The organism is Neopararhizobium haloflavum (genome assembly GCF_002750855.1).
In the GTDB taxonomy this organism is placed as follows: domain Bacteria; phylum Pseudomonadota; class Alphaproteobacteria; order Rhizobiales; family Rhizobiaceae; genus Georhizobium; species Georhizobium haloflavum.
Genome location: NZ_NWUC01000005.1, coordinates 234,279 through 259,620 on the forward strand (window position 1 = coordinate 234,279; position 25,342 = coordinate 259,620).

General features: G+C 62.0%; 24 protein-coding genes and 1 pseudogene. 9 read left to right on the plus strand and 16 right to left on the minus strand.

Annotated elements, in window-relative coordinates; translation table 11 throughout:
• The first annotated feature begins 14 nt into the window (after positions 1 to 14).
• Entirely contained in the window at positions 15 to 1,538 is a 1,524-nt protein-coding gene (locus CN673_RS12875) for a sensor histidine kinase (RefSeq protein WP_099866763.1), read from the plus strand.
• Between the two features lie 26 nt (positions 1,539 to 1,564).
• On the opposite strand, the gene CN673_RS12880 is transcribed toward CN673_RS12875, so the two are convergent.
• From CN673_RS12880 to CN673_RS12890, 3 genes are all read right to left on the minus strand, one after another.
• On the minus strand, positions 1,565 to 1,993 hold the full coding sequence (locus tag CN673_RS12880) for a response regulator (protein WP_099866764.1): 429 nt from the start codon (positions 1,991 to 1,993) through the stop codon (positions 1,565 to 1,567).
• A complete protein-coding gene (locus tag CN673_RS12885) occupies positions 1,980 to 3,152 on the minus strand; it encodes a PAS domain-containing protein (RefSeq protein WP_099866765.1) in 1,173 nt (390 codons plus the stop codon). Before CN673_RS12885 ends, CN673_RS12880 begins: the two co-directional genes overlap by 14 nt.
• A gap of 152 nt (positions 3,153 to 3,304) precedes the next feature.
• Positions 3,305 to 5,761, minus strand: a complete 2,457-nt coding sequence (locus tag CN673_RS12890; protein WP_157928893.1) for a penicillin acylase family protein — start codon at positions 5,759 to 5,761, stop codon at positions 3,305 to 3,307.
• A gap of 84 nt (positions 5,762 to 5,845) precedes the next feature.
• On the opposite strand from CN673_RS12890, the gene CN673_RS12895 reads away from it, so the two are divergent.
• Complete coding sequence (locus CN673_RS12895) at positions 5,846 to 6,721, plus strand: NAD(P)-dependent oxidoreductase (protein WP_280951182.1); 876 nt, start codon at positions 5,846 to 5,848, stop codon at positions 6,719 to 6,721.
• Positions 6,722 to 6,751: 30 nt separating this feature from the next.
• Here CN673_RS12895 and CN673_RS12900 read toward each other — a convergent pair whose 3' ends face one another.
• The 3 genes from CN673_RS12900 to CN673_RS12910 form a co-directional block, all read right to left on the minus strand.
• The gene (locus tag CN673_RS12900) at positions 6,752 to 7,234 is read right to left on the minus strand and encodes an Lrp/AsnC family transcriptional regulator (RefSeq protein WP_099866768.1); all 483 of its coding nucleotides are present in this window, start codon (positions 7,232 to 7,234) and stop codon (positions 6,752 to 6,754) included.
• Between the two features lie 111 nt (positions 7,235 to 7,345).
• Entirely contained in the window at positions 7,346 to 7,924 is a 579-nt protein-coding gene (locus CN673_RS12905; RefSeq protein ID WP_306456960.1) for a uracil-DNA glycosylase family protein, read from the minus strand.
• A gap of 104 nt (positions 7,925 to 8,028) precedes the next feature.
• Positions 8,029 to 8,640, minus strand: a complete 612-nt coding sequence (locus CN673_RS12910) for a glutathione S-transferase family protein (protein WP_099866769.1) — start codon at positions 8,638 to 8,640, stop codon at positions 8,029 to 8,031.
• 223 nt (positions 8,641 to 8,863) lie between these two features.
• Between CN673_RS12910 and CN673_RS12915 the strand changes: the two genes are divergently transcribed.
• The gene (locus tag CN673_RS12915; protein ID WP_099866770.1) at positions 8,864 to 10,405 is read left to right on the plus strand and encodes a sensor histidine kinase; all 1,542 of its coding nucleotides are present in this window, start codon (positions 8,864 to 8,866) and stop codon (positions 10,403 to 10,405) included.
• 111 nt (positions 10,406 to 10,516) lie between these two features.
• Complete coding sequence (locus CN673_RS12920) at positions 10,517 to 10,984, plus strand: NUDIX hydrolase (protein WP_099866771.1); 468 nt, start codon at positions 10,517 to 10,519, stop codon at positions 10,982 to 10,984.
• A gap of 50 nt (positions 10,985 to 11,034) precedes the next feature.
• Here the strand turns inward: CN673_RS12920 and CN673_RS12925 are convergent, their stop codons facing one another.
• Both CN673_RS12925 and CN673_RS12930 read right to left on the minus strand, forming a co-directional pair.
• The gene (locus CN673_RS12925; protein WP_099866772.1) at positions 11,035 to 12,537 is read right to left on the minus strand and encodes an inorganic phosphate transporter; all 1,503 of its coding nucleotides are present in this window, start codon (positions 12,535 to 12,537) and stop codon (positions 11,035 to 11,037) included.
• A gap of 148 nt (positions 12,538 to 12,685) precedes the next feature.
• Positions 12,686 to 13,156 (minus strand): annotated as a pseudogene (locus tag CN673_RS12930) (cell wall hydrolase); the annotation flags it as partial.
• A 361-nt stretch (positions 13,157 to 13,517) separates the two neighbouring features.
• Between CN673_RS12930 and CN673_RS12935 the strand changes: the two are divergent.
• Positions 13,518 to 13,730 (plus strand): cold-shock protein, encoded by a 213-nt coding sequence (locus CN673_RS12935; RefSeq protein ID WP_099866896.1) that lies wholly within the window; start codon positions 13,518 to 13,520, stop codon positions 13,728 to 13,730.
• A 72-nt stretch (positions 13,731 to 13,802) separates the two neighbouring features.
• Here the strand turns inward: CN673_RS12935 and CN673_RS12940 are convergent, their stop codons facing one another.
• The 4 genes from CN673_RS12940 to CN673_RS12955 all read right to left on the minus strand — a co-directional run bounded on the left by CN673_RS12940 (position 13,803) and on the right by CN673_RS12955 (position 17,330).
• The gene (locus tag CN673_RS12940; RefSeq protein ID WP_306456961.1) at positions 13,803 to 14,249 is read right to left on the minus strand and encodes a Kazal-type serine protease inhibitor domain-containing protein; all 447 of its coding nucleotides are present in this window, start codon (positions 14,247 to 14,249) and stop codon (positions 13,803 to 13,805) included.
• A 144-nt stretch (positions 14,250 to 14,393) separates the two neighbouring features.
• Entirely contained in the window at positions 14,394 to 15,422 is a 1,029-nt protein-coding gene (dusA, locus tag CN673_RS12945; protein WP_099866775.1) for a tRNA dihydrouridine(20/20a) synthase DusA, read from the minus strand.
• A 224-nt stretch (positions 15,423 to 15,646) separates the two neighbouring features.
• The gene (gene copM, locus CN673_RS12950) at positions 15,647 to 16,087 is read right to left on the minus strand and encodes a CopM family metallochaperone (RefSeq protein ID WP_245409896.1); all 441 of its coding nucleotides are present in this window, start codon (positions 16,085 to 16,087) and stop codon (positions 15,647 to 15,649) included.
• 277 nt (positions 16,088 to 16,364) lie between these two features.
• Positions 16,365 to 17,330, minus strand: coding sequence for a DUF4214 domain-containing protein (locus CN673_RS12955; RefSeq protein WP_198585988.1), 966 nt, complete (start codon positions 17,328 to 17,330; stop codon positions 16,365 to 16,367).
• Positions 17,331 to 17,756: 426 nt separating this feature from the next.
• Here CN673_RS12955 and CN673_RS12960 point away from each other — a divergent pair, with 426 nt between their 5' ends.
• Together CN673_RS12960 and CN673_RS12965 are read left to right on the plus strand one after the other, a co-directional pair.
• On the plus strand, positions 17,757 to 20,390 hold the full coding sequence (locus CN673_RS12960; protein WP_099866777.1) for a sensor domain-containing phosphodiesterase: 2,634 nt from the start codon (positions 17,757 to 17,759) through the stop codon (positions 20,388 to 20,390).
• Positions 20,391 to 20,417: 27 nt separating this feature from the next.
• Complete coding sequence (locus CN673_RS12965) at positions 20,418 to 20,840, plus strand: PilZ domain-containing protein (RefSeq protein WP_099866778.1); 423 nt, start codon at positions 20,418 to 20,420, stop codon at positions 20,838 to 20,840.
• Positions 20,841 to 20,960: 120 nt separating this feature from the next.
• On the opposite strand, the gene CN673_RS12970 is transcribed toward CN673_RS12965, so the two are convergent.
• Complete coding sequence (locus CN673_RS12970; RefSeq protein ID WP_099866779.1) at positions 20,961 to 21,560, minus strand: TetR/AcrR family transcriptional regulator; 600 nt, start codon at positions 21,558 to 21,560, stop codon at positions 20,961 to 20,963.
• 66 nt (positions 21,561 to 21,626) lie between these two features.
• On the opposite strand from CN673_RS12970, the gene CN673_RS12975 reads away from it, so the two are divergent.
• Positions 21,627 to 22,052, plus strand: a complete 426-nt coding sequence (locus CN673_RS12975) for a VOC family protein (RefSeq protein ID WP_099866898.1) — start codon at positions 21,627 to 21,629, stop codon at positions 22,050 to 22,052.
• Positions 22,053 to 22,062: 10 nt separating this feature from the next.
• On the opposite strand, the gene CN673_RS12980 is transcribed toward CN673_RS12975, so the two are convergent.
• The 3 genes from CN673_RS12980 to CN673_RS12990 are packed head-to-tail and all read right to left on the minus strand — an operon-like array spanning position 22,063 to position 24,150.
• The gene (locus CN673_RS12980; protein WP_370853042.1) at positions 22,063 to 22,470 is read right to left on the minus strand and encodes a Fur family transcriptional regulator; all 408 of its coding nucleotides are present in this window, start codon (positions 22,468 to 22,470) and stop codon (positions 22,063 to 22,065) included.
• Positions 22,461 to 23,264 (minus strand): metal ABC transporter permease, encoded by an 804-nt coding sequence (locus CN673_RS12985; RefSeq protein WP_099866899.1) that lies wholly within the window; start codon positions 23,262 to 23,264, stop codon positions 22,461 to 22,463. Before CN673_RS12985 ends, CN673_RS12980 begins: the two co-directional genes overlap by 10 nt.
• Positions 23,257 to 24,150 carry an ATP-binding cassette domain-containing protein gene (locus CN673_RS12990; RefSeq protein ID WP_099866781.1) on the minus strand — a complete coding sequence of 298 codons (894 nt, stop codon included), beginning with the start codon at positions 24,148 to 24,150 and terminating at the stop codon, positions 23,257 to 23,259. Before CN673_RS12990 ends, CN673_RS12985 begins: the two co-directional genes overlap by 8 nt.
• A gap of 109 nt (positions 24,151 to 24,259) precedes the next feature.
• On the opposite strand from CN673_RS12990, the gene znuA reads away from it, so the two are divergent.
• The gene (znuA, locus tag CN673_RS12995) at positions 24,260 to 25,291 is read left to right on the plus strand and encodes a zinc ABC transporter substrate-binding protein ZnuA (protein ID WP_099866900.1); all 1,032 of its coding nucleotides are present in this window, start codon (positions 24,260 to 24,262) and stop codon (positions 25,289 to 25,291) included.
• Positions 25,292 to 25,342: the final 51 nt, after the last annotated feature.

Consider the following 25,342-nt stretch of genomic DNA (forward strand, 5'->3'; position numbering starts at 1 on the left):
CGGTGCCGAAATGCATGGTGGCCAACGAGCAAGGCGGAGCGAGACGGCAACTGACGGCGAACGCCCCGGTTGGATTCGACGCGTTCGAACAGTTTTTTGACGCCATCCCGAGCCCTTACATGATGCTGGACACCGAACTGCGCTACGTAGCGGCGAATCAGGCGTATCTCGAGGCGACCAACTCGACGCCTGAACTCCTTCTCGGCCAGAACATATTCGATGTCTTTCCCAATGACGGTGCCGCGGGCCGTGACCTGAAGAGTTCCTTCATGCGGGTCATCGAATCCGGCAAGAGCGATACGCTTTCCTATATCCATTATGCGATCCCGGATGCCACAGGCGAGACCTTCGAGGATCGCTACTGGACGGCCGTCCATTTCCCGATCTTCAACGAGGACGGATATGTCGCCTATGTCGTGCAGAACACGGTCGATGTCACCGAACTGCACAATTTGCGCAATTCAAGCGTCCTGCCGTTCCGCTATGCCAAGATCGAGACCGACCTGATCCAACGCGCCCAGGAAGCTGAGGAGGCGCACAGGGCCCTGCTCGCGGAAAACAACGATTTCCGCCGCCTCTTCAATCAGGCGCCTGGCATGATCGCGGTTCTCTCCGGGCCGGAACACGTATTCACCTTCACCAATGAAGCCTATACACGCTTCATCGGTGGGCGGCGGGTGGTCGGCGAGACCGTGCGCGATGCGCTGCCGGAGATCGATGGTCAAGGCTTCTTCGAGATGCTGGATGGCGTCTATACGAGCGGCAACCCCGTCAGCATCAACGGTGCGCGCATCGTGATCCAATACACGCCCAACGGCCCTGCAGAAGAAGCCTTCCTCGATTTTTCCTACCATCCAATCTTCGACCATGACGGTGCAGTGAACGGCATTTTCGTGCAAGGCATGGATCGCACGGAAAGCATGAAGGCGGATCAAAGCCGCGAACTGCTTTTGCGTGAACTCAACCATCGGGTGAAGAACCTTTTCAGCGTCGCCATGTCGATGGTCAACATGACCGCCCGCAACGCCACGTCGCCCAGTGAAATGGCGCAAATACTCACCGGTCGGCTGAGCGCGCTCTCCCATGCCCACGGCATGGTCATGAACGAAGGCGGCCTGGAGCCCGACGCCGGACGCATTGCTTTTTCCGAATTGCTGCGCAAGGTCATGGCACCCCATGTTGGTGACGGGAGCCGTTTGGAGGCGGACGGCCCGCCTTTGATGCTGGGGTCGAAAGCCGCGACCAGTCTCGCACTCGTCATTCATGAACTGGCGACAAACGCTGTGAAATACGGCGCCTTCACAGCGCCTGGCGGCAGCGTTTCCGTGCATTGGACGATTACGGCCGGGGAAGTGGCAATCCGCTGGCGGGAAGCCGGCGGCCCGCCGATTGAAGGTACGCCGCTGCCAAGCGGCTTCGGCAGCCGGCTGGCGCGCATCAGCGTCGAGGGCCAGCTGGGGGGACGACTGTCCTTCAACTGGCCGAAGGAAGGCGCACAAGTCGACTTGGCTTTTCCGTTGGACAACGCCGCGATCTGACCGGTCGATAATGCTTGCTGTCAGAGCTATCCCGCAGCACGCAATTCGATCGGGGTCTGGTCGGCGCGATCCACCTCCTGATTGATGATCTTCATCAGATGGGCAAGTGCTTCGCGCATGCCGGACACGGTGTATGGCTTCGCAATCACGCCGTAAGCCCCCGCCAGATCGTCGGGCAGCGCCGCTCTGTTAGCCGTGACGAACACGACCAGAGCATCGGTGTTCTCGACAGCATGGCGTGCGACATCGACACCAGTCGGCCCGTCCAGCAGATGCACGTCGATCAGGCAGAGATCGGGCCTTCCCTTGTCGATGGTCGCGATCGCCTCGGATTTCTTGGCCGCCTGACCAATAACGGAATACCCGACTTCTTCGGCAATCATTTCAAGATCGAGCGCGAGCAAGACCTCGTCTTCAACGATCACAATGCTACGCTTAACGCTATCGCTCTTCATCGTGGGTTCCGTTAACAGGCATTGTCAGCACCACGCCGCAGCTGTTGTCGTCATCGACGAAATCGATCTGAGCGTTGAGCTGCTTTTCAAGAAGCTTGACGGTCCACGGCTCGACTGCGTCGAGAGCGTCCTGGCAAGCCGAGCGAACGAGATTTCGCGACGAAATGGTGATGAGCAACCGGCCGTTGCGCGTTGTCGCCGAGATGATGAGCAGATTGTCGCCAGCCGGAGAGCTGTCTACGCCGCCAAGCAGCGCACGGACGAACTCATTCAGCGCCAATGCCAGAGGCGCGGCCTTGCCGATGGGCAAGCTGATCTGATCGAGCGCGTAGCGTGGCTCGCGCTCCCACTGTTCGTGCTGGACCAGAATCTTGCCGATCAGGACACGGATGAAATTGTCGACGCGGAAATATCCAATCGCATCCTTGTTGTGCTGATCACGATGCGCCAGCCCCAACGCGTCGACCCGCTGATGCAGCCGTGTGACGAGTTCGCGCGCTTCTTCTCCCAGATCGTTGCGAAGTTCAAAGCCGAGCAGCGAGCTGATGAGCTGGAGATTGTTCTTCACCCGATGGTCAAGCTCGTTCACCAGCCGCGAACGCTGCGCGAGCAGACGCATCAATTCGGCCGTGCGGTCGTCGATCTGCTGTTCCAGAAGGGTCTTCGTCTCTCGCAGTTCGTCGTTGACCGAATGCAGCGCGAATTCCGTCTGCTTCTTGTTGCTGACATCAAGTTGCGAGCCAAAAAAGAAGACGACCTCGCCGTCATCGTTGCGCACCGGGGAAATGAACAGCGAGTTCCAGAACGGGGTGCCGTCCTTGCGATAGTTCATGATCTCGACATGAACATCCTCTTCCCGTTCCACGGCCCTGTTGAGCGCTGCGATATCCCGCGGATTGGTTTCCGGACCTTGCAAGAAGCGACAATTCCGGCCGATCAGTTCGTCGTGGTGATACCCGGTGAGCCGGCAGAAACTGTCATTGGCGAAGATGATCGGATTATCTTCCTGGCGCGGATCTGTGACGATCATCGCCATGCGCGTGCCGCGGATGGCCGCCGCGAAGGGATCGCCCGTCTCATGCTTTGAATAAAGCAGCTGCTCGGCAAGCTTCGCGTTGTCTATCTGACCTTCTGTCGGTTTCTGTCTCCGGTCAGTCAACGGAAGGCCTCGAACTCAGGTGAACGCCCGCGTTAACAGCGGCGACAACGTTTGTGATGTGACGGTCAACTCGGCAGTAGCCGACTCGGTTCCATCCCCGATGCGATATTGGCACAATGGCCGGCGCATCCTGCCAAGGGCTTTGAATTTCTTTAAGGAACCATTTGCCAGACGCTGTCGACATCGCGTTCGTAGAGGCTCGGATCGCTCGGGATCTCGATGCCTTCCACAGCGGACCAAGGCTGGGCGAGATTGCTGTAGTTCGACGAAAACACGTTACCGGACTGCCCGGTCGTAATCACGAATGTCGAATTGTCCAGATCAGAAAGATCGTAGATTGCCCGGAAGCTCGCCGCATGCCGGTTGGCGAACGGTGCATCCTCGTCGCCAAGGTCAGTGCGCCCGCGATCGAGCGTGAAGGGCCCGCCCCCGCTCTCGACGCTCACATTGAAGATGCGATCGAGCGGCCAGACCTGCCCGAAGGGTTGATGAACGCTGAGCGCGACATGGGCATCGCCCCATCGCCAATCGTTTCGGTCATCACCGTAACGCGCCTCAAGTGTGCCGAGTGCGGTCTCGAGCGCGGAACTCAACACGGCGGCGCAATCCTCGACCTGCGAAGTATCCGCCACATCGCACCAGTCGCGCGCCGACCGACCGGTCAGAATACGCGCAAGAACCTGCCCGCGCGCTTCAAGCCAGGGTTCAAAGGCGTCCCCCAGATCATCGACGAAAATCGCGTACATCGCCTCGCGCAGCCATGCCATGGCGATCAATGGCTCGGCCGCATCACGCTGCATCTCGAAATCCCAGTCGCTCATCAACGAAACGACGAACCGGTCGACGCCGTCACGGTCCCGAATGGCATCGAGCATCAAAGGCATGAGTTCGGCAAACCCGCCTGAATAAGTGTCGGCCTGGACCGCCCGCGACGTTTCCATGCCATGCGGTTGATCCGCCTCGATAACGCGCTCATCGACCCTGGCCTGACGGTAGGCTTCGTCCCAATCGAGCGTCAGGAAAGGTTCGTAGCTGCGAGGCACCATGCGGGTGTTCGCCGTTCCGATCGCGCCGACCTCGGGATTGCGCGCGGTCGGGAGATCGCCATAGGGAATGAAGCCTTGCCAGTCATAGCGCGCCTCCCAGCCGGGAACCGGCGCACGCCCCATCACCGCGTTGTCCGGATCGCGCACCGGCACGCGGCCGGGCGCGATCAGGCCGATCGCGCCCTCGGTGTCCGCAAGGACGATCGACTGCATGGGCGTGACGAAGTCGCGCATGCCATCCTGAAAGTCTGCGACGCTTGCAAAGTCCCATAGCGCAAGGCCTGAGAGCATGGTGCGATCGTCATCGGCGAGCGCCGTCCAGCGCAGTGCGGCCACCTTGTCGTCCGGCAAGAGGGCGCCGAGGTTGCGATAGCTTGCCGGCATGACCGGCCCATGGCGCGTCCATCGCCGGGTGAAGACGTGATCCTCGGCACCGTCGACACGGATGCGCTCCTCCGCCTCTCCGAAAGCCTGCCAGCCATCGGGTGTGCGATAGCGCGAGGCATCCTCAGGATCGACCGCCTCGATGAAGAGATCCTGAACGTCCGTGCCCGTATTGGTGAACCCCCAGGCGACAGCATCGTTGCGGCCGAGCAGGACCAGCGGCGCGCCAGCCAACGTCGCCCCGACGAGGTTCTTCGCCGTCTCCCCGTTTTCCACCCGAAGATGCGCGAGATACCAGACCGACGGGGCCGAAAGGCCGAGATGCGGATCGTTGGCAAGGATCGGAAGGCCGGTATCGGTGCGCTCGCCGGAAACCACCCAGTTGTTGGAGGCCCCGCTACCCGTCAATCCAACCCTGGAAATATCGCCCCACGCCGCGGCATCCAGATGCGCCTGTTGGGCGGCAGGGTTCAGATCGAGAAGGGCATTGAGGTCGGGGAGCGGCGGCACCTTCGTCTCGTCAGGGAGCAAAGGCAACAAATCATCGATCTCGTCCGGCGACAGGCCCTTTCGGGCGAACGCCAATCTGTTCACCTCATCGGCGATATTGGCGGCCAGGCCGACCGACATCATCTTGACAACGACAACGCTGTCTTCCGGCCGCCAGGGTTCGGGCTCGTGACCGAGAACGACGAATTCAGGTGGCAGCGCCGACGAGAACGCGCGAGGCTCGCGGGCCAGCCAGCGGTTGACCCCGGCAGCATAGGCCTCCAGCGCGCGCTTCGCCTCATCGGGGAACGTTTCGTAGGATCGCCGGGCGGCGTCGTAGATGGCGATGGTGCGCAGCCAGACATCGGTGCCGATGGTGGCATCGCCGAACATTTCGGACAGCCGGCCCTTTCCTGCCATGCGCGCCACCTCCATCTGCCAGAGCCGGTCCTGTGCATGAGCAAATCCGAGGGCGGCGAAAACGTCGTCGCGGCTTTCTCCCTGAATATGCGGAACCCCTTGCCGGTCCCTCGCGATCGTCACCGGTCCGTCGAGGCCGTCAAGTTGCACTGTACCCGCCGCAGGGGGAAGCGAGCGCGACATCCACAACAGGCCGAGACCGGCAAAAACGGCAAGGAGCGGCACGACCGCAAAAATAAACAGGACCAACCCTTTGAGCAGCCGCTTCATTGTTTTATGTCCTTGCATTGAAATTCTTGATTGAAACGCTTTTTGGCGGCGCGCGCTAAAGAGCTTGCATCGTTAGTGAGGAGCATCGCAATGGCAAACGTCTCGTTCATAGGCCTCGGCGTCATGGGCTACCCCATGGCTGGTCACCTGAGAAAAAAGGGTGGCCACGAGGTCACGGTATATAACCGGACGCACGCCAAGGCGGAAAGATGGGTTGAGGAGTTCGGCGGCAAGGCCGCCAAGACGCCGGCCGAGGCCGCGCAGGGCGCAGATTTCGTCTTCTCCTGCGTCGGCAATGACGATGATCTGCGCTCGGTCACAACGGGACCAGACGGTGCCTTCGGCGCCGTCAAATCCGGCGCGATCTTTATCGACAACACCACCGCTTCCGCCGAGGTTGCCCGCGAACTGTCCGGCATTGCCAAGGAAAGGGGCTTCGGCTTTCTCGATGCGCCGGTTTCGGGCGGTCAGGCCGGCGCGGAAAACGGAGCGTTGACGGTCATGGTCGGCGGCGACAAGGCGACCTTCGACAAGGCAAAGCCCGTGATCGACGCCTATGCCAAGATGGTCGGGCTGATGGGCGAAGTCGGCGCGGGGCAGTTGACCAAGATGGTCAACCAGATCTGCATCGCCGGGCTCGTTCAGGGTCTTGCCGAGGGCATCCATTTCGGCATGAAGGCCGGCCTCGACATTCCCGCGGTGATCGACGTCATCTCGAAGGGCGCCGCCGGCTCCTGGCAGATGGAAAACCGCTTCAAGACCATGGTGGCCGGACAATACGAGCACGGTTTCGCCGTCGACTGGATGCGCAAGGACCTCTCCATCATCCTGGAAGAGGCGCGCCGCAACAAGACATCTCTGCCGGTCGCAGCGCTCGTCGATCAGTTCTACGCCGAGGTCCAGTCGATGGGCGGCAATCGATGGGACACCTCGTCGCTGCTGGCGCGCCTCGAACGCTGAGGCGGCGACCTACGATGATCAGACGGCGCGCTATTCCCCCCGCGCGCCGTCGATCGCCAGATAGTCGAGCGGCAATTCGGTCGTATACTTGATCTGCTCCATGGCAAAGCTTGACGACACGTCGCGTATCTCGATCCGCTGGATCAGGCGCTTGTAGAAGGCGTCATAGGCGGCGATGTCCGGCACGACGACCCGCAAGAGGTAGTCGACATCACCGCTCATCCGGTAGAACTCCACCACTTCGGGGAAGTCGACGATGACCTCCGAGAAACGCTTGAGCCACTCCTGGCTGTGGGTGTTGGTGCGGATCGAGACGAAGCAGGTAACCTTGGTGTTGACCTTTGCAGGGTCGAGCAGCGCAACCCGTTTGCGAATGACGCCCTCTTCCTCCAGCTTCTGGATCCGTCGCCAGCAGGGCGTCGTCGACAGTCCGACCTTCTTTGCAAGATCGGCGACGGCAAGCGTCGTATCCTCTTGAAGAAGCCTAAGGATCTTGCGGTCGAGACGGTCCATGAATCACATCCAACTGGAATGAATTTCTCATGAGCAGCGAATTTTGTTGCATTTAAGCAATAACGTTCTGCTCGCCTGCGCGGTGCTATCATGAGGCCCGTCGGGCCGCAATCAGATTTCGCCCTGCTGCTGCCCTTTGGGAACAACCCTTTCGCTCACCCGCGCCCTGAGATCGGGCAGCAGTTCCTCGGCGAACCAGGGATTGCGTTTGATCCACGCATTGTTGCGCCAGGAAGGGTGCGGCAGCGGGATGATCGTGCGCCCGCGACGGGTGGTCGCCGCGATGGTTCGCCATGAGGCGACGGTCGCCGTCATGCTCGCGCGCGACCACTCGGGCAGATGATAAGCCTGTGCGTAGCGGCCGATCGCCAGAACCAGGTCGGCCTGCGCCATCGCGTCGAAAAGCTGATCGTGCCAATGCCGACGACATTCGCCGCGCGGCGGGCGGTCACTGCCTTTCGCATCGAGACCGGGGAAGCAGAACCCCATCGGAACGATCGCAATCCGGTTGGCGTCGTAGAACGTCGCCTCGTCAAGACCGAGCCAGTCGCGCAACCGGTCGCCCGAGGGATCCGTGAACGGCCGGCCCGACGCATGGACGCGTGCGCCGGGCGCCTGGCTGCAAAGGATGATCTGCGCTGTCGGCGATGGCACGCAGACCGGCCTCGGCTCATGCGGCAGCCGGCGCACCGGCCCTCCATCGGGCGTGTCGCGGCAGATGCGACACGCCGCGATGTCCTTTTGAAGACGCGTCAGAAATGTCCTTCTGATCGTCAGCGTCAAGGCGACCTGTGTCAGCCCTTGACGCTGGGCCGAGCCGACACCGCCTCGTGCCAGCGGCGAACGTTCTGAAGATGCGCCGGCAGCTCGATCTTCGCCGGTTTCATGAAGCTGATGCCGACGATTCCGGTGATGTCGGCGATGGTGAAGCGGTCTCCGGCGATGTAGTCCCGTTCCGCCAGTTCGCCATCGAGCAGGGTCAGGAAATCGACGGCGCGCGAACGATTGGCTTCGCCCCATTCGGGGACCTGCGGCACTTCCCAGTCGCGCATGGCAGGGTGGGTGTGACGGAAGACCGCCGTGACCGAACCGAGGAAGTTGAGTTCCATGCGCCGGTTCCACATCTCGATCTGAGCCGTCTCAAGCGGATTCTTGCCAAAGAGGTTGGGCTCGGGATGAAGCGCCTCGATATAGCGGCAGATGGCGACCGACTCCGTCAGGATCGTTCCATCATCAAGCTCGAGCACCGGCAGGCGCTGCAACGGATTGCGCGCGGTGATTTCCTCGCTCTTGTGACCGAGCTTGCCCATATCGACCGGGACGATATCGATGTCGATGCCTTTTTCGGCGAGAAAGATCGTGACCCGGCGCGGGTTGGGCGCGCGGCCGCCGTCATAAAGCTTCATCTTGGTGCATCCTCCCTCGGACGTTGCGCGGCATTGTCTCTTCCAGCCCTTTCGGCTGGCGCGCGGAAGGTTGCATGAAGCCTCGCCGCGCTCAAGTCCCACGATGGTTTCCGCGGACCGGCCGAGCAGGCGACCGCAGTTCGGCTGGTTGGAAGGGTCTTCTTAATCATTCGCCGTTAACCTTGATTCAAAATCATCAAAGGTCAGCGTGCAAACGATTGCGATGTCCATCGCCGTAGAAAGCAGCAACGACAAGAATATCGTCGACCGCTCGCGTCCAAGACGCAATGCGGGCGTGGCCAAGACCGTGCGCGCTACGCGCGACCGGCTCCAGGTGGGCCAGCCGAGCAACCTCGAATTCGCCCGCGAGATGCTGCTCCTGCATATCAACGCGATCCTGCAGGGCGCGGCGGCGATGCCAATCCTCGTCCTGGCCGCAACGGCGATCAGCATTTATTTCGGCGAATCCTTCGAACTCATTCCGTGGGCCGCGGTGACGCTGACCGCCTATGCGGCCCTCGTCTTCTTCGCGCGCCGCGCATCGAGCCAGACGTTCGACCGCGACACCACGGCGAAATGGGCCCGCCGGTTCCTGCTCGGCCATCTCGCCATCGGCATCTGCTGGGCGATATTCGCGGCACAGGACTGCGCCGAATGCACCGATCCGTCTTTTTCCTTCTACAAGGGCGTCATCCTGCTCGTCGCCGTCGCCGCCACCGCGATGACGACGTTTACCCTGCGACGGGCCATCGTCGCCTCCTTCATGCCGCCAGTCCTGGTTTTCAGCGCACTCGCCTATCTGACGCAGAATCCCTACGATATCGGCATGGCGATCGTTGTCGTGGCCGCGTTCGGCTTTTTCATCTTCGTGTCCGACCGGCTCTATTTTTCCAATCTCAAGCTCTTGTCCTTTCAATCGGAGAAGGTGGCACTGATCGCCGAACTGGAAGTCGCCAAGGCGATGTCGGACGAGGCACGCCGCAGGGCTGAAGAAGCCAATCTGGCAAAGTCCCGCTTTCTTGCCTCGATGAGCCATGAACTGAGAACGCCGCTCAATGCCATCCTCGGCTTTTCCGAGGTGATGAGCGGCGAAGTGCTCGGCCCGCTCGCCAATCCGACCTACAAGGACTACGCCGCCGACATCCATCGGTCCGGCCAGCATCTGCTGAACCTGATCAACGAGATTCTCGACCTCTCACGCATCGAGGCGGGACGCTATGACCTTGCAGAAGACGCCCTGTCGCTCGCAGAAATCGCGGAAGACTGCATCGGCATGGTGCAGTTGAAGGCACGCAGCAAGGAAATCACGATTGCCGAGCAGTTCGAGCGAACCCTGCCCCTCGTCTGGGTCGACGAACGCGCCATGCGCCAGGTGGTCCTCAATCTTCTTTCGAACGCCGTGAAGTTTACCCCGGCTCGTGGCCACATCACGGTGAAGGTCGGCTGGACCGCGGGCGGCGGCCAGTACATCGCCGTCTCCGACAACGGGCCGGGTATCCCCGAAGAGGAGATCCCGATCGTGCTCTCCGCTTTCGGGCAAGGTTCGATCGCTATCAAGAGCGCTGAACAGGGTACCGGTCTCGGCTTGCCGATCGTTCAGGCGATCCTCGCCAAGCATGGTGGTCAGTTTGTCTTGAAGTCCCGGTTGCGCGAGGGAACGGAGGCCATTGCCATTCTACCGCCAAGGCGCGTGCTGCAAGGTCTGCCGCCGATCAACGATGGGGATCTGCCGACGCGCCAGGCAAGAAAGCCGGCATTTGCGTGAAAACGACGTTGCGGCTTGCAACAACGGGCAAAATCGCCCACATGCGGCCCTTCACACTGAAATATGTAGTTGAGCATAATGGCGTGACGCGATTCGCTGTTTGAGGAAGATATGAACCTGGCCACCTTGACGAGCAACTGGACTTCGAGTGCCCGCGACAGCGCGGCGGTCGTGCAGTATGGTGCAATGCCCTACCGGGTCGTCGAGGGTCGCGCCGCATTCCTTCTGATCACGTCGCGACGCACCGGGCGCTGGATCTTTCCCAAAGGCGGGCTTATCGATGGGATGTCGCCCGCCAAGTCGGCAGCGCAGGAAGCCTTCGAGGAAGCCGGCGTGCGAGGGTCCGTCGACATGACTCCGATCGGCACCTACCGCACGATCAAACAGCGCCTGCGCAGGACCGAGATCGACGTGCAGGTTTTCCCGCTCCTGGTCGAAGACCAGTTGGATGAATGGCCCGAAATGACGCAACGCCGCCGCCACTGGGTCCTGCTGACCGAAGCCAAGCGGCTGTTGTCAGACAAGGGCGCGATCAGCCTGGCGCAGAAGCTGAACAAGCGCGTCACCGAGACGGGCTGACCGACCGACGGTTTGCCGTTGTGCCGTTTCATTTCCGCACGTGAATTGGTCTAGCCGACCACCGCTTCAAGCATGAAATAGACCAGCGCCGACAGAAGCGCCGAAGCCGGCACCGTGATGACCCATGCGGCCGCGATGCCGAAGGCATGCTGCCGGCGAACGAGGCGACGCCGCTCGCGCTTCTGGAAATTGGCCAGGGCTTCCTCGGCGGTCTCGTTCAGCGTCGTCGGCTGAAGGAAGAGAGAACGCGGCTGGACGGCCGGGTTGGGAACGCCCTTGTTGGAGGTCAACTCGCGGAGGAACCCGACACCGAAGACAGCGCCGATAGCAATGTGTGTCGACGATACCGGCAGGCCGAGCGCCGAAGCGATGAGAACCGTGGTGGCGGCGGACAGCGCCACGCAATAGGCACGGATCTCGTTCATTTTCGTGATGCGCTCACCGACCGTGCGAATGAGCTTCGGGCCGAAAAGGGCAAGACCGACGGCAATGCCCGCAGCGCCGATGGCCAGCACCCAGATCGGCAAGAGCACGGCTGCAACGTCCGTCGAGGCGCTGTCGGCGACGGCGACGATGGCGGCCAGAGGACCAACCGCATTGGCCACGTCGTTCGCGCCGTGCGCGAAGGACAACAGCGCCGCCGCGAAGATGAGCGGCAGGCGAAAAAGACCGTTGATGCTCTTGGACCGGTTCTCAAGCCCCTGCGAACGCCGCAATACCCAAGGCCGCGACAGCGCCCAGCCGAGCCCGCCGAACAGCAGGCCGAGCATCGCGACCGCCCCGAAAGACGGGTCCCAAAGCCGGCTGAAACCCTTCATCGCCATATACATCGCGAAGACGGCGGTCATCAGCCCGATCAGTACCGGCACCCAGATTCGCGCGGCCTCGACCTTTTCGTCCTTGTTGACGATCGTCGCATTGGTGATCGTCAGAAGCAGCGCCGCGAGGATGCCACCAAGCGCGGGGGAGATCACCCAGCTGGCGACGATCGCGGTCATCATCTGCCAGTTGACCATTGCGAGACCGGCGGCCGCGACGCCGGACCCGATCACACCGCCAACCACGGAGTGTGTCGTGGAAACCGGTGCTCCGAGGACGGTCGCAAGATTGATCCACAGGGCCGACGACAGAAGCGCCGCCATCATGACCAGCGTGAAGCCGACGGGCGACAGATCGGCGCCCGGACGGAGCAACTCGCTGGAGATCGTATCAACGACGTCGCCGCCGGCCAGAAGGGCACCCGACGCCTCGCAGATCGCCGCGATCGTGATGGCCCCCACCATGGTCAGCGCACGACTGCCGACCGAAGGACCCATATTGTTGGCAACGTCGTTGGCACCGATGTTGAGTGCCATATAGCCCGCGATGACCGATGCGATGATGACGAGGTAGCCGAATGGGCCCTCCTCGACGAACAGCGCCGCCAGCACCATTGCGGCGAGCAGGAAGAGAAAGGCCAGCCCCGGCGCAGCGAGAGAACGGGAAAGATCGAAAGTCGCTGTTTCGAGCGAGCCGACCTTCTTCAGGTCCTTGTCCAACGCGCTTTTCGCCATGCCTGCCGCACCGCCATTCTTGTCACAGAACTGTCATACGAGGCGGCGCATAGCATTATCGGCGGGCCGGTACAGGCCCACCGCGACATTTTTTACCTGTCAGTGCAACGAAATCGTCCCCGGCCCCCAGGAAAATGCGCCGAGATCAACGCTTCTCATAAAATGCGTTGCCGCCGGCCACGAGCTTGTAATGCATGTTGTCGTACGGAAATTTGAGGCCCGCCATGTGGAAGAACATGGCGTCGCTGAGGTCGGGATGGCGATGACCGCCAAGGACCTTTTCAGCCGCAACCTGAATGTCGGGGACTTTCTCGCGCGGCATGGTCCGCGTCAGGACGCCGGGCGCGAACTGGTTTTTCTGCCCCACCACGCCGCAGACGCTATTGGGAAACTCGGACGAGTGCACGCGGTTCATGACGACCGTGCCGACCGCCAGGAGGCCCTCCTCGCTGGAGCGGTTGGATTCAAAATAGATCGCCCTCTCCAGGCACTCACGCTCTTTCGCCGAGTAGGATTGGGCCGCCTCGGCCGGAATGGCGCCGGTTGCCAATTCATCGACCGCGCTGCTGGTGCACGCGGACAGTGACACTGCGGACGCAAGAATGACCGATACGGTCATGGTACGACCGTTCCAACGCGCGACAACCCGATCCCCAAACACGCCCGCCCTCTCCAAATGCCTGACCCGAAAGCATGGTGTTTCGCCTCGCAATGCGGCGAGACAAAGGCCTTGGATGATGCGGGCAATCCCCGCCAAAATGGAATCAATGGGCGCGCGCTTGGCCGAATCGGTCTTGCATTTTTGCCTTTCTCGTGTCATGCCTCGGCCGTTCGGGATTTACTGACCCGGAGACTGGACTGTTTATGGACGTTCTTTCCCCGTAACTGTGACTGCTCGACACCGCCGCATGACGCGGCCTGCCGTACCGCGCGATAGGCGCGCGGCGGTCGGAACAATCAGGGGAAAGGACCCTTTCATCATGGCTCAGACGGGCACCGTTAAGTTTTTCAACGCCGACAAAGGCTACGGCTTCATCACGCCGGATGGCGGCGCAAAGGACGTTTTCGTCCATATTTCCGCTCTTCAGGCATCGGGCATCGCGCACCTGAACGAAGGCGACAAGGTCACCTTCGACACGGAAGCGGACCGCCGCGGCAAGGGCGACAAGGCTGTCAACCTGCAGCAGCTCTAAGCGCGGCAGAAGCCTGAGACGATTTTGAAGCGGGCGGCAGCGATGCCGCCCGCTTTCGTTTGTGGCAGCGCGTCAGCAACCGCCCTGGCCGACCACGCGGAAGCCCTCGGAGACTGCGCTGCAGGCATTGCCAAATGACCGGCGTTCACCGCCGCGAATGGCGCAGACCGGCGCGAACTCGCGCGTGCACACCTGCGGACGGCCAGGACGAGGCGGCGGACCACCATACGGGGGACGAGGGCCTGGCGGACGCGAGATCGGCGGGCGTTCGCGCCGGCACTCTCCATCCGCAATGACCCGAAAGCCGCGCGCCTCGGCCGTGCACTGGTTCGGAAACGTTTCCCTGTCGCCGCGACGCACGCCACATACGGGCGCGTAGATCTGCGGGCAGACGGTTGGTCCGGGCCCGGGCGGCGGCGGCCGATAGGGCGGGCCGCCCTCCTCCACAACAACGCAGCCCGAGAGCGCGATGAGCGCCAGCATGCCCACGCCCGCGAGTTTGGCGATAATTGGTGTCAAGCGTCCTCTCCTTCTACCGATCGATACCCCGACCTTCCCCGGAAGGAACGCTAAACCGTTTCACGGCCGCACGGAAGCGCTCTCAGGCAACGCGGAGCCACGCGGCATGGACCCCGCTGGACACTTGCGTGACTGAAGCGGCCTTCAGGCGGCACATGCGGACAGATGCGGCAGGACCGCGTCGAATGCGGTCGCGATGACGTCCAGCCCGGCCTCGGGGCGGCTTGCCCCCGTGGACAGCACCTGGCGGAACCGCCTGGCGCCCGGCACACCCTGGAAAAGGCCGACCATGTGACGGGTGACATGGATGAGGCGGCCACCCTCGCCGATGTGGCGGGCCGCATGCTCCATCATTGCATCGCGCACGACAATCCAGTCGACCGGCGGTGTTTGCGCCCCGTACAGCGCCTGGTCGACCTCGGCCAGCAGTGACGCATTGTGATAAGCCGCCCGCCCGAGCATGACCCCATCGACATGACGCAGGTGTTCCATCGCCTGATTCACATTCTCAATGCCGCCGTTGATGCCAATGAATCCATTGGGCAATCTCTGCTTGAGCCGATAGACGCGCGGGTAGTCGAGCGGTGGAATGTCCCGATTTTCCTTGGGGCTCAGCCCCTGCAGCCAGGCCTTGCGTGCATGCACCCAGAGCGCGTCGGCCCCTGCCCCGGCCACCCGGTCGGCGAGCTCATCGAGAGCGATTTCCGGGTCCTGGTCGTCGACCCCGATGCGGCATTTTACCGTGACGGGAATGGCAACGGCGCGCTTCATCGCCGCCACGCCCTCGGCGACCAGCGCGGGCTTGCGCATCAGACAGGCCCCGAACGTGCCCGACTGCACCCGGTCGGAGGGACACCCGACATTGAGATTGATCTCATCAAAGCCAAGATCGGCTCCGATGCGGGCGGCCTCGGCCAGTTTGTCGGGTTCGCTGCCACCAATCTGCAGCGCAAGCGGATGTTCCACTTGATCAAAGCGCAAGAGCCGCTGACGATCGCCATGAATGACCGCATCGGCGACCACCATCTCCGTATAAAGCAACGCATGCCTGGTCAGCAGACGGTGCAGATATCGGCAATGGCGATCGGTCCAATCCATCATGGGCGCGACGGCGAAGCGATGATCACCATAGTCACCGAGCCTTGCAGCTCTTTCGGCTTGTTCAAACGGCATCTGTTCGGACTTGCTTCTTTTTCGGCGACGGCTTGGCTTGTGGGGTGTCCTTGCGCCAGAGCAAAGGCCACCGCGCGCCGGGGCCGCGCTCAACGGGCGGACGCGCAGCGCGAACTGGTACGGTCGTCCTTCTAGCCCAAGTGCTGCGCGAAGAAAATGGCAGTCCTATTCGCCAGCTCTCTGGCAGGCGAAGGATCGCACCCTCAGCGTGGCAGGATGGGGCGTTATTGCGGATGCTCTTCCAGCCATTCCCTCATCTCGGCGATCTCGCGCTCCTGAGCCGCGATAATCGCTTCCGCGAGCCGCTTGGTATCGGGGTCGGCGCCATGTTCGAGCGCGACCTTGGCCATGTCGATCGCGCCCTGGTGGTGGGGGATCATCTTGAGCCGGAAATCGATATCCGGATCGCCGGTATAGTCGATCGCCATGCCGTGCATCATATCCATATCCGCCCGCTTGTAGGCTTTTGTCGATTCCGTGTCGCCATCGGCCGGCATCATCGTTTCCATCATGGACTGCATCGAACCCATGTCCATGATCATGCCGGCGCCCTGCCCACTGCCGACATCGCCTCCGTGGCCCGCGCCATGCCCACCTTGAGCCATCGCCGTGGCTGAAAACGCGCCTGCGCCAATCAACAGCATCAACACCTTCATGCTCCGCATCGTCTTTTCCTTTGTTCAGGACCGGGCTTATCGCTGCGGTCGGCACGACGCACCGGGATCGGTGCTCGAAAGGCGAAAGATCGTGCTTCCACCTGCTGGAAGGTCAAGAGCTGATGGAGCCATACGAATTGGACGCGTTATTCGTCAGGATGCACGGCGCGACGATTGCCCGACCATAAATCCCCCCACGGCAAGCGTCCTGTTTTCGGATCATCGATGCCGGCGCATATGCCATCGACGCCGCCGCCCGGATCGGACGAGCGGCGCCGGTTCTGGATCAGACGCTGTACCAGATGCCGCCTTCGATCTGCGGCAGAACGCCGGCGATGTTCTCAGGGCTTTCGGAAATCCGCGCGAGGACTTCGGCCTGCGACATCGCGCCGGCGTCGAGCTGGCTTTCCCAATAGGCCGCGCCGCCGGCATCGGCCTTTCGGTCGAGAACGTTGAAATAGATCCGGTCGACGAGCTCGGCATTGGTTGGATTGTCGCCATAGAGCGCGGCGAATTCCGCCGTATCCATGAAACGCGCAGCAACGTCCTCCAGCGACCAGCTGGTATCCATGTTGCTCATCCAGTAGCCGACCTCCGGCGCGCCGGGCGCCCGGTCGAAGGCGGCCTCGTAAATCCTGAAGGCCTTGCCGGCATTGCCGCCGAGGTCCACCGCCAGAAACCCGTCTGTAAAGGCCAGCCGCTCAACGCCGACCAGACGGTCTTCGATGTTGACATTGTTGCTCACCGTCACGGCGTCCTCACCGATCGTGATGTCGAAATCAGACGACACGCCCTCGTAAAGAACGGTGTCGGTCCCCGCGCCGCCATCGACGAAGTTGGAGCCCATGCCAGGCAGGAACTGATCGTCGCCGCCATTGCCCTGAATCGTGTCATTGCCGCCGAAGCTCGCCATCACGTCCTTGCCGCCGGACCCGATGATCGTGTCGTCACCGCCAAGGACGAGATCCACGGCCGCATCGATCTGGTCCGTGTCGATGAGATAGGCGAACTCGGTCGCATCGATGCGAAGCTGATCGGCGGAGAAGATGTGGACGCCGGCGTCGAAATATTCGATCCCGGTCAGGGTGCCCGTGATTTCTTCCTCAGCGGTCAAACCGAAACTGCCCTCGTAATGGACAAGACTGACGCCGTCGGATTCGGTGATGCGCGTGGCGCTGAAATCGATGATTTCGCCGTTGAATCCATCGAATGTGACGATGTCGAAAGGTTGCCTCAATGTGAGTTGAGCCATGATCATTACCCCCAGATAATTTGCTTGATGGCAGCAGAACAGACGCCCTGCATGACGCACGAGGCATGTCGCGCATACAACAGAACCCGCGTCGGCCAAATAGCTACGGTGGCCGGCCCGACTGTGGCAATCGCCCAATCGGTATATGTCGAAGATGAAAGGCGCGAAATCGTCACCGGCAGAGGCCGTTATCTGTCGAGATGATGGCTATGGCCGATCTTGGCGAACGCGACGAAGCAAAAGCCGCGACTGGCGGCAAGAACCAAGAGCACCCGCATCACTCAACCTCGGCAAGACGGCTGATCGTGCAAGTTGAATCGCGGCAGGATTTCATGCCCGACCACAATATTTCAGGTGGCAATTTGTGCACTTTTCTTAATCAGTTGCCGCGAATTTGGGCCTTGAGAACATCCGAAGGCAGTGGTGATGAATCAGGCGAACAAAGTTTGGCGAGCGCAGGTCCTGGACAGCTATCAGATACTCGATACCGAGCCCGATCCGATTTTTGACGCATTGACGCACACCGCCGCGCGCATCTTCGGCGTCTCGACATCGCTGATCAGCTTCGTTGACCGCAATCGCCAATGGTTCAAGGCTCGGGTCGGATTCGACCAACAGGAAACCGGGCTTGAGGAAAGCTTCTGCCGCTGGGCGATCGAGCAGGACGACGTGTTTGTCGTCAACGATGCCAGCCACGATCGGCGCTTTGCGGACATTCCTTTCGTCAAGGACGGCCGGGTGCGGTTTTATGCCGGCGCGCCGCTTTTAACGGCTGAAAATTGCAGCCTGGGGACGATCTGCGTGCTCGATGGCGCGCCCAGAACACCCGACAAGGGACAGATAAACCTGCTCAGGGATCTCGCCCGGATCACGATCAGCCTGCTTGACGCACGGCGTCTCGGGTTCGACATGGACGCGAGCAAGGTGCTGGTCAACGGTCTGACGGACAACGCACCAGGCGGCATTTTCGAGTTCAAGCGCGACCGGTCGGGCCACCAGCGGCTGAGTTTTGCGAGCCGCGGCTTCATCGACACGATCGGTATTTGCCCCCACGATGCTGTCATGGACATCGGGCGCGCATTCGCCAACGTTCATCCTGATGACCTCCCTGGCTTTCTGGCCTCGATCGACGCCGTCTACCGCACTGCATCGGCGTGGGAACACCAGTTCCGCGTCCAGCATCCCGTCAAGGGAACACTCTGGGTCCTCGGGGCGTCGCACCCCGTCAGCAACGTCGATGGCCTGATCACCTGGCAGGGCTGCCTCATGGACGTGACCGAGAGGGTGGCCGAGCAGGAGCGACTGGAGGAGGCACGCCGCACGCTCGAGCATCAATATCGCGAACTCAGCGAATACCAGATGCTGATGAACCAGATCGCGCGCATGTCGAAGGTTGGGGCATGGGCGGTCCAGATTGACACCGGCGCGGTGTCATGGACGCCGGAAGTCTATGCATTGCACGGCGTCACACCCGACACCTTCGACGCATCGCTCGACAGCGCGCTTGGGCTCTGCGATCCCGCGGCCCGGCCGTTGCTCAAACGCAAGCTCCAGCAGATTGCCGAGACCGGCGAGACCATGGAGATGGAGTATGCGATCATCACGCCCGCTGGTGAACGGCGCTGGGTCCGCACAATCGGCGAGGTGGAACATTTCGAGGATGGCCGGCCGGCGCGTCTCGTCGGCTCGGTCCAGGACATCACCGAGATGCAGGAGCTTCTGGCCGGCGCGCTCTACCACTCCTCGCACGACCATATGACGGGCCTTTCCAACCGGGCATCGTTCTTCCGACAGCTCGAAGACGTGCTGTCGCGCCGGGCGGACGGGCAATCCCATGCCCTGCTCTTCTTCGATCTCGATCACTTCAAGGACATCAACGACGCCTTCGGCTACGAAGCCGGCGATGCGGTCATCAAGGAAGTCGCGCGCCGTCTGTCGGACCATCTGGCTGGCGAGCCTGACGCGCTATTCGCGCGCTTCGGCGGCGATGAATTCGCCGTTCTCCTCGCCGGTGCCGACGACGCGGAAGCGGTGCGGCTTCGGGCCAGGTGCATCAAGCAGGCGATCACGCGCGAAGTGGCGGTGAAGGACCGTCACCTCACCTCGCGTCTTTCGATGGGGATCGCGCTTTCCGATACTGCGTCAGAGACCGCGGCGGGCCTCTTTCGCAAGGCCGATCTTGCGCTGCGCCAGGCAAAACAGTCCGGCCGCGCGCGGTTCGTCTTTTACACCGACGCCATGGCAACTGCCACCGAGCGGGAGCAGGAACTGCGGCGCGCGATCGTCGCGGGGATCGAGCATGGCGAATTCGAGGTCCACTATCAGCCGATCATGGACCTTGGCACGGCCCGCCTTGATGGGTTCGAGGCGCTTCTTCGCTGGCATCACCCGCAACGCGGCCTCGTATCGGCCGGTGTTTTCGCACATCTCATCGACGATCCCGTCATCGGCCATCGCCTGTCCGATCTCGTCTTCAGCCAGGTGATCGAAACCGCCGCGCGCTGGAGCGCCGAGGAATTGCACTTCGGCCAGATCGCCGTCAACATCAGTTCCAGCCAGCTGCGCGATCCCTCCTTTCTCGACCAGCTGAGGCGCGTCGAAGCAGCCGGTCTGCCGACATCCTGCATCAAGCTGGAAATCACCGAGGGCGTCCTCTTCGGGCGAACCGCCGACAAGGCCGCGCAGGTCCTCGCCACCATCCGCGACATGGGCTTCGACATCGCGCTCGACGATTTTGGAACGGGCTATGCTTCCCTCGTGCACCTGACGCAGTTCCCCATCACGCAGCTCAAGATCGACATGTCCTTCGTGCGAAAGATGGCGGACAGCGAAAAGGACCGGACGATCGTGCAGACCATGTGCACCCTCGCCCACGGGCTCGACCTGACGGCCGTTGCCGAAGGCATCGAGGACAAGGAGACGGAGACGATGCTGCACGCCATGGGCTGCCGCTTCGGTCAGGGATACCTTTACGCAAAAGCGCTGCCACACGGACAGGCCAGACGGTTCATCATCGATCATCTGGCACCATCGACGCCGGCACGCATCCTCTCGTTGTGATGCCTCTCTCACTCGAAGGCTATTCCGATGCCCCCTGAAACGCCGCGCAAGAGGCACTATCTGACCCGTGTCCCGGCAGATGGCGATCGCCGCAAATACTATCGCCGCCCGACCGACCTTCTCGTGCGAATCCTGTTTCTGGGACAAGGCATCCGGCAGATCGCCACAAGGACCTGCCGGATGATCGACATCAGCGAGGGCGGCGCGAAGATCGAGGTCGGACCAAGCAGCACGATTCCCGATCACTTCTATCTCGTGCTCGGCGAGTTCGATTTTTTCATCGGCTGTAGCGTGGTCGAGCGGCAGACCATTTACCTGCACACGCGCTTCCTCGCCGACTGTTCCGCGAGCTTCATCAACAAGCTGTCGCGTCTCGCTCCGCCCGATGCCACGCTTGAAAAGCTCGGCACCGAGTTCGAGCCTTTCAAGAAAAGCGGACCTGCGGCCTGAGGGGACACGGCTGCGGTTCCGACGTTCTGGTGCAGTTCACCCAGTTGCCGGAGTATGTCGGCCTGTCCAACGCCGACATCCAGAACGGGTACTGGGTGGTTGGATAAGGCCTCGCCCAAGTCATCTCTTGCTGGACGCAGTCAAGCCGAGGACCAGTGCCTTTAGCCCTTCATGCCAGGGGCCTGCGTCCTCGCCCGCCGCGATGGCGAGCGCGGCGCGGTCGTAGGCAGCCGAAAGAAGCCGAGCGGTTGCCGCGATCGGCAGCGGCTTGAGGCGGCCTGCCGCTTCGGCTGCCGCAAGGCCGGCCTCAAGCGTCGCACCACCCGTTTCCGCATCGATCGCGTCGACTGTGCTCCTGCCAAGGACGGCTGGCGCGTCGATGAGGAGGAGACGCACCCGCCCTGCTTCGGCGATCGTCGCCAGATAGGTCTCGCCACCCCTCAAGATCGCCTCGACAGGATCATCAATGTCAGCGGCGCTCCGCTCAATCGTTGTCGCGACGTCACGGGCCTCCCGCTCGACGACGGCGCGGAAGAGCGCCTGCTTGTCGGCAAAATGATGATAGAGCGCTCCGCGCGTCACGCCGGCAGCCGCCACCAGTTCGGGCGTGCCCGTTCCGGCATAGCCCCTCTCGACGAACAGCGTTCGGGCCGCGTCGATCAGTTGCGTCCGCGTGGTCTGCGAGCGGTCCTTGTTCGTTCTTCGACTTCGATCTTGCATACATACAGCCTGCATGTTATTAACACTGATGCATACATACAGTATGTATTTGACATGGAGGCGTCAATGAAGACGACCAGCTACTACCCCGTGATCATGACGGAGAACGTCGCCGCGACGGCGCAGTTCTACGAGACGCATTTTCGTTTTCGCCCCCTCTATACGGCCGACTGGTACGTCCATCTGCAATCCGGGGACGACGAAACGGTGAACCTTGCGGTCCTCGACTATCGGCACGAAACGATCCCCGAGGGTGCCCAAAAGCCTGTTTGCGGGCTGCTCCTCAATTTCGAAGTCGACGATGTGGACGCGGAATATGAGCGTGTGGGAAAAGCGGGATTGCCGATACTGCTGAGCCTTCGCAGCGAGACGTTTGGCCAGCGCCATTTCATCACCAGGGATCCCAACGGCGTTCTGATCGATGTGATCACGCCGATCGCGCCGGACAGCGAGCATGCCGCCCAGTATGCGACCGAAGCATTGCCCAGCTAAGACGGCGCCTTCAGTTGGGCCGGCAGCGCGCGCACTGGCCGCGCAGTTCCACGGTTGTCTTGGCCGGTACGAAACCGCGCGCCTGCGCGAAGCTGGCGAGACGATCCTCGATCACCTCGTCCGAGAACTCATCGACCTGGCCGCAGGTCTCGCAGATCGCGAACCCGATCATGGCGTGCCGGTGGCAATGTGGATGGGCGCAGGCCACGAAGGCATTGAGGCTTTCCAGCCGGTGCACAAGACCGAAAGCAAGCAATTTGTCGAGCGCCCGATAGACCTGGAGTGGCGCTCGAAAGCCATCGTCGCGCAACTGGTCGAGGATCGTATAGGCGCTGAGCGGCCCATCGGCCCTCGACAAGGCATCGAAGACGAGCCGCTGGTTCTTCGTGAGATCCGGGGTTTCAGCGGTCACGTGGATGGCTCCTTCGGCCCGAGCGCCGGAATCTGGCCGACAAGAAAGAGAAGCAGGGCCGCGACGACGATCGACGGGCCGGACGGCGTGTCGAAACTGAGAGAACCATAAAGCCCCGCGACAACGGCAGCAACGCCGATGAGAGAGGCGAGAACCGCCATCGCCTCCGGTGTCGGTGCAAAGCGGCGGGCGGCGGCGGCCGGAATGATCAGCAGCGACGTGATGAGAAGGATACCGACGATCTTCATGGCGATGGCGATGACGAGCGCCATGAGCAGCATGAAGGCGAAGCGCGCGCGCTCAGGTCGCATGCCTTCCGCCTCGGCCAGTTCGGCGTTGACGGTGGCGGCAAGAAGCGGGCGCCAGAGCGCCCAGATCCCGGCCAGAACGATCGCGCCGCCTGCCCAGATGAAGCCGATGTCCGCGCGCGACACGGCAAGGATATCGCCGAACAGAAAACCCATCAGATCGACCCTGACCCATGACATGAAGGCGACGAGCACGAGGCCGATCGCCAGCGTCGAATGCGAGAGGATGCCGAGCAGGGCGTCGGTCGACAGGGAGCGCCCGCGCTGCAGCACGATCAGCGCCACCGAGACGGCAACAGCGACGAAGAAGACGCCAGCCATCAGGTTGATGTCGAAAAGCAGCGACAGCGCGACGCCGAGCAGCGCCGAATGCGCCATGGTGTCGCCGAAATAGGCCATGCGCCGCCAGACGATGAAGCATCCGAGCGGGCCAACGGCAAGTGCAAGGCCAACGCCGGCAAGGATGGCCCGCGTGAAGAAGTCGTCAAGCATGTCCCTGCCCTTTCGCGCCATGCGGCGCGGCGTCATCGTGTCCTTCCCCATGAGGATGGTCGTGCGTATGCCCGTGATGACCGTCGCCAGGGTGGCAATGCTCGGTGACCGAGCCGTCGGCATGACGAACGCGCCCGTCCGGCAGGTGCGTATGGTCGTGATGATGGTTGTAAACCGCCAGCGTCGCAGCGGCGCGCGCTCCGAAAAGCTGAAGATATTCAGGACTCTCGGCAACCGCCTGAGGGGTGCCGCGGCAACATACGTGGCCATTGAGACAGATAACGGTGTCGGTCTCCGCCATGACGACGTGCAGATCATGCGAGATCAGGAGGATGCCGCAGCCCGTATCGTTCCGGATCTGCTTTATGAGGTCGTAAAGCGCGATCTCGCCGGAAAAATCGACGCCCTGAACCGGTTCGTCCAAGATCAGAAGGTCGGGCTTGCGCACCATAGCACGAGCAAGCAGCGCGCGCTGGAATTCGCCGCCCGAAAGATGCTGCACCTGCCTGTCCGCCAGGTGCGTGATGCCGACCGCCGCCAGCGCCGCCTCGATGGCATCGCCGGGGTAAGAGCCGGTCAACGTCATCAGGCGCCGGACCGCCAGGGGCAGCGTCCAGTCGATGGTCAGCTTCTGCGGCACATAGCCGACGACGAGATCGGTGCGGCGTCTCACCGTGCCTTCGCTTGGCGCCAGGATGCCGATCGCTGTCCTGGCCGTGGTGGACTTGCCCGAACCGTTGGGCCCGATCAGCGTGACGATCTCGCCGCGCGCCACCGTCAGGTCGACGCCGCGCACAAGCCAGCGTCCTCCGCTTCTGACCCCGACGCCCTGCATGGCGATGAGATTGCCCTCGCCGGCCGGGGCATGTTGATGACGTCCAAGCATCGCTGATGAAATTGACCCGAATTCACACTTGTCCAACCATATGGCACACGTTATAGCGTTACGCAATTCATGTTACACAATAACATATCAGGCTATGGAAGGATTGCTCATGCGCCGAACTGCCCTCGCCCTCGCGGCCTCCGTCTCTACGCTGCCGCTCCCGGCCCTCGCGATGGACAATGTCGTGGTTTCCATCAAACCGCTCCACTCGCTGGTGGCCGGGGTCATGGACGGGGTCGGTGAGCCGCAGTTGCTGATCAAGGGGGCCGCTTCGCCGCACAGCTACGCACTGCGCCCTTCCGAGGCCTCCCTGCTTCAGGATGCTGCGCTCGTCTTCTGGATCGGCGATACGATGGAGACATTCCTGACCGATCCTTTGCTGGCGCTCTCGCAGCAGGCAACCGTGTTGGCTCTAGAGGATGCGGATGGCCTGACGCTGCTGGATTATCGCGAAGGCGGAGCCTTCGAGGAGCAGGATCGGGCAGATGCCGACGCAGCTGAGCATGAGCACGAAGACGCCCATCATGATCACGATCATGATCATGCAGCCGAACATCACGATGGCGCTGGCGAGCACCATCATGACGAAGGTGGCGACCATGCCGGCCACGATCATGCCGGCCACGACCTGCATATCTGGCTCGATCCGGAAAACGCCAAGGCGATGGTCGGTGCGATCGAAGAGACGCTTGCGGCCGCCGACCCTGCCAACGCACAAACCTATGCGACGAACGCCAGCGCGATGACACAGCGCATCGAGGCGCTGTCGTCAGAGATTGAGACGCAGCTGGCCCCGCTCGCCGGCCGTCCCTTCGTCGTCTTCCATGACGCCTATCATTATTTCGAGAACAGTTTTGGCCTGGAAGCGGCCGGCTCGATCACCGTCAGTCCGGAGATCGAGCCCGGTGCCCGGCGCATCGGCGAGATACAGGAAACCGTGCGAACGCTCGATGCTGCCTGCGTCTTCTCCGAACCGCAGTTCGAACCCCGCATCGTGGAAGTCGTCGCAGAAGGATCGAACGCCGCCAGCGGCGTACTCGATCCGCTCGGCGCGACCATAGAGGACGGGCCGGAGCTCTATTTCGAACTCATGCGGAACATGGCGTCGTCCTTCCAGACTTGCCTCGCAGCGAAAGACTGAGTGGACGGCGTCACCGCTGCTTTGTCGGCATCGGGTGGGCCGGGCGTCAAG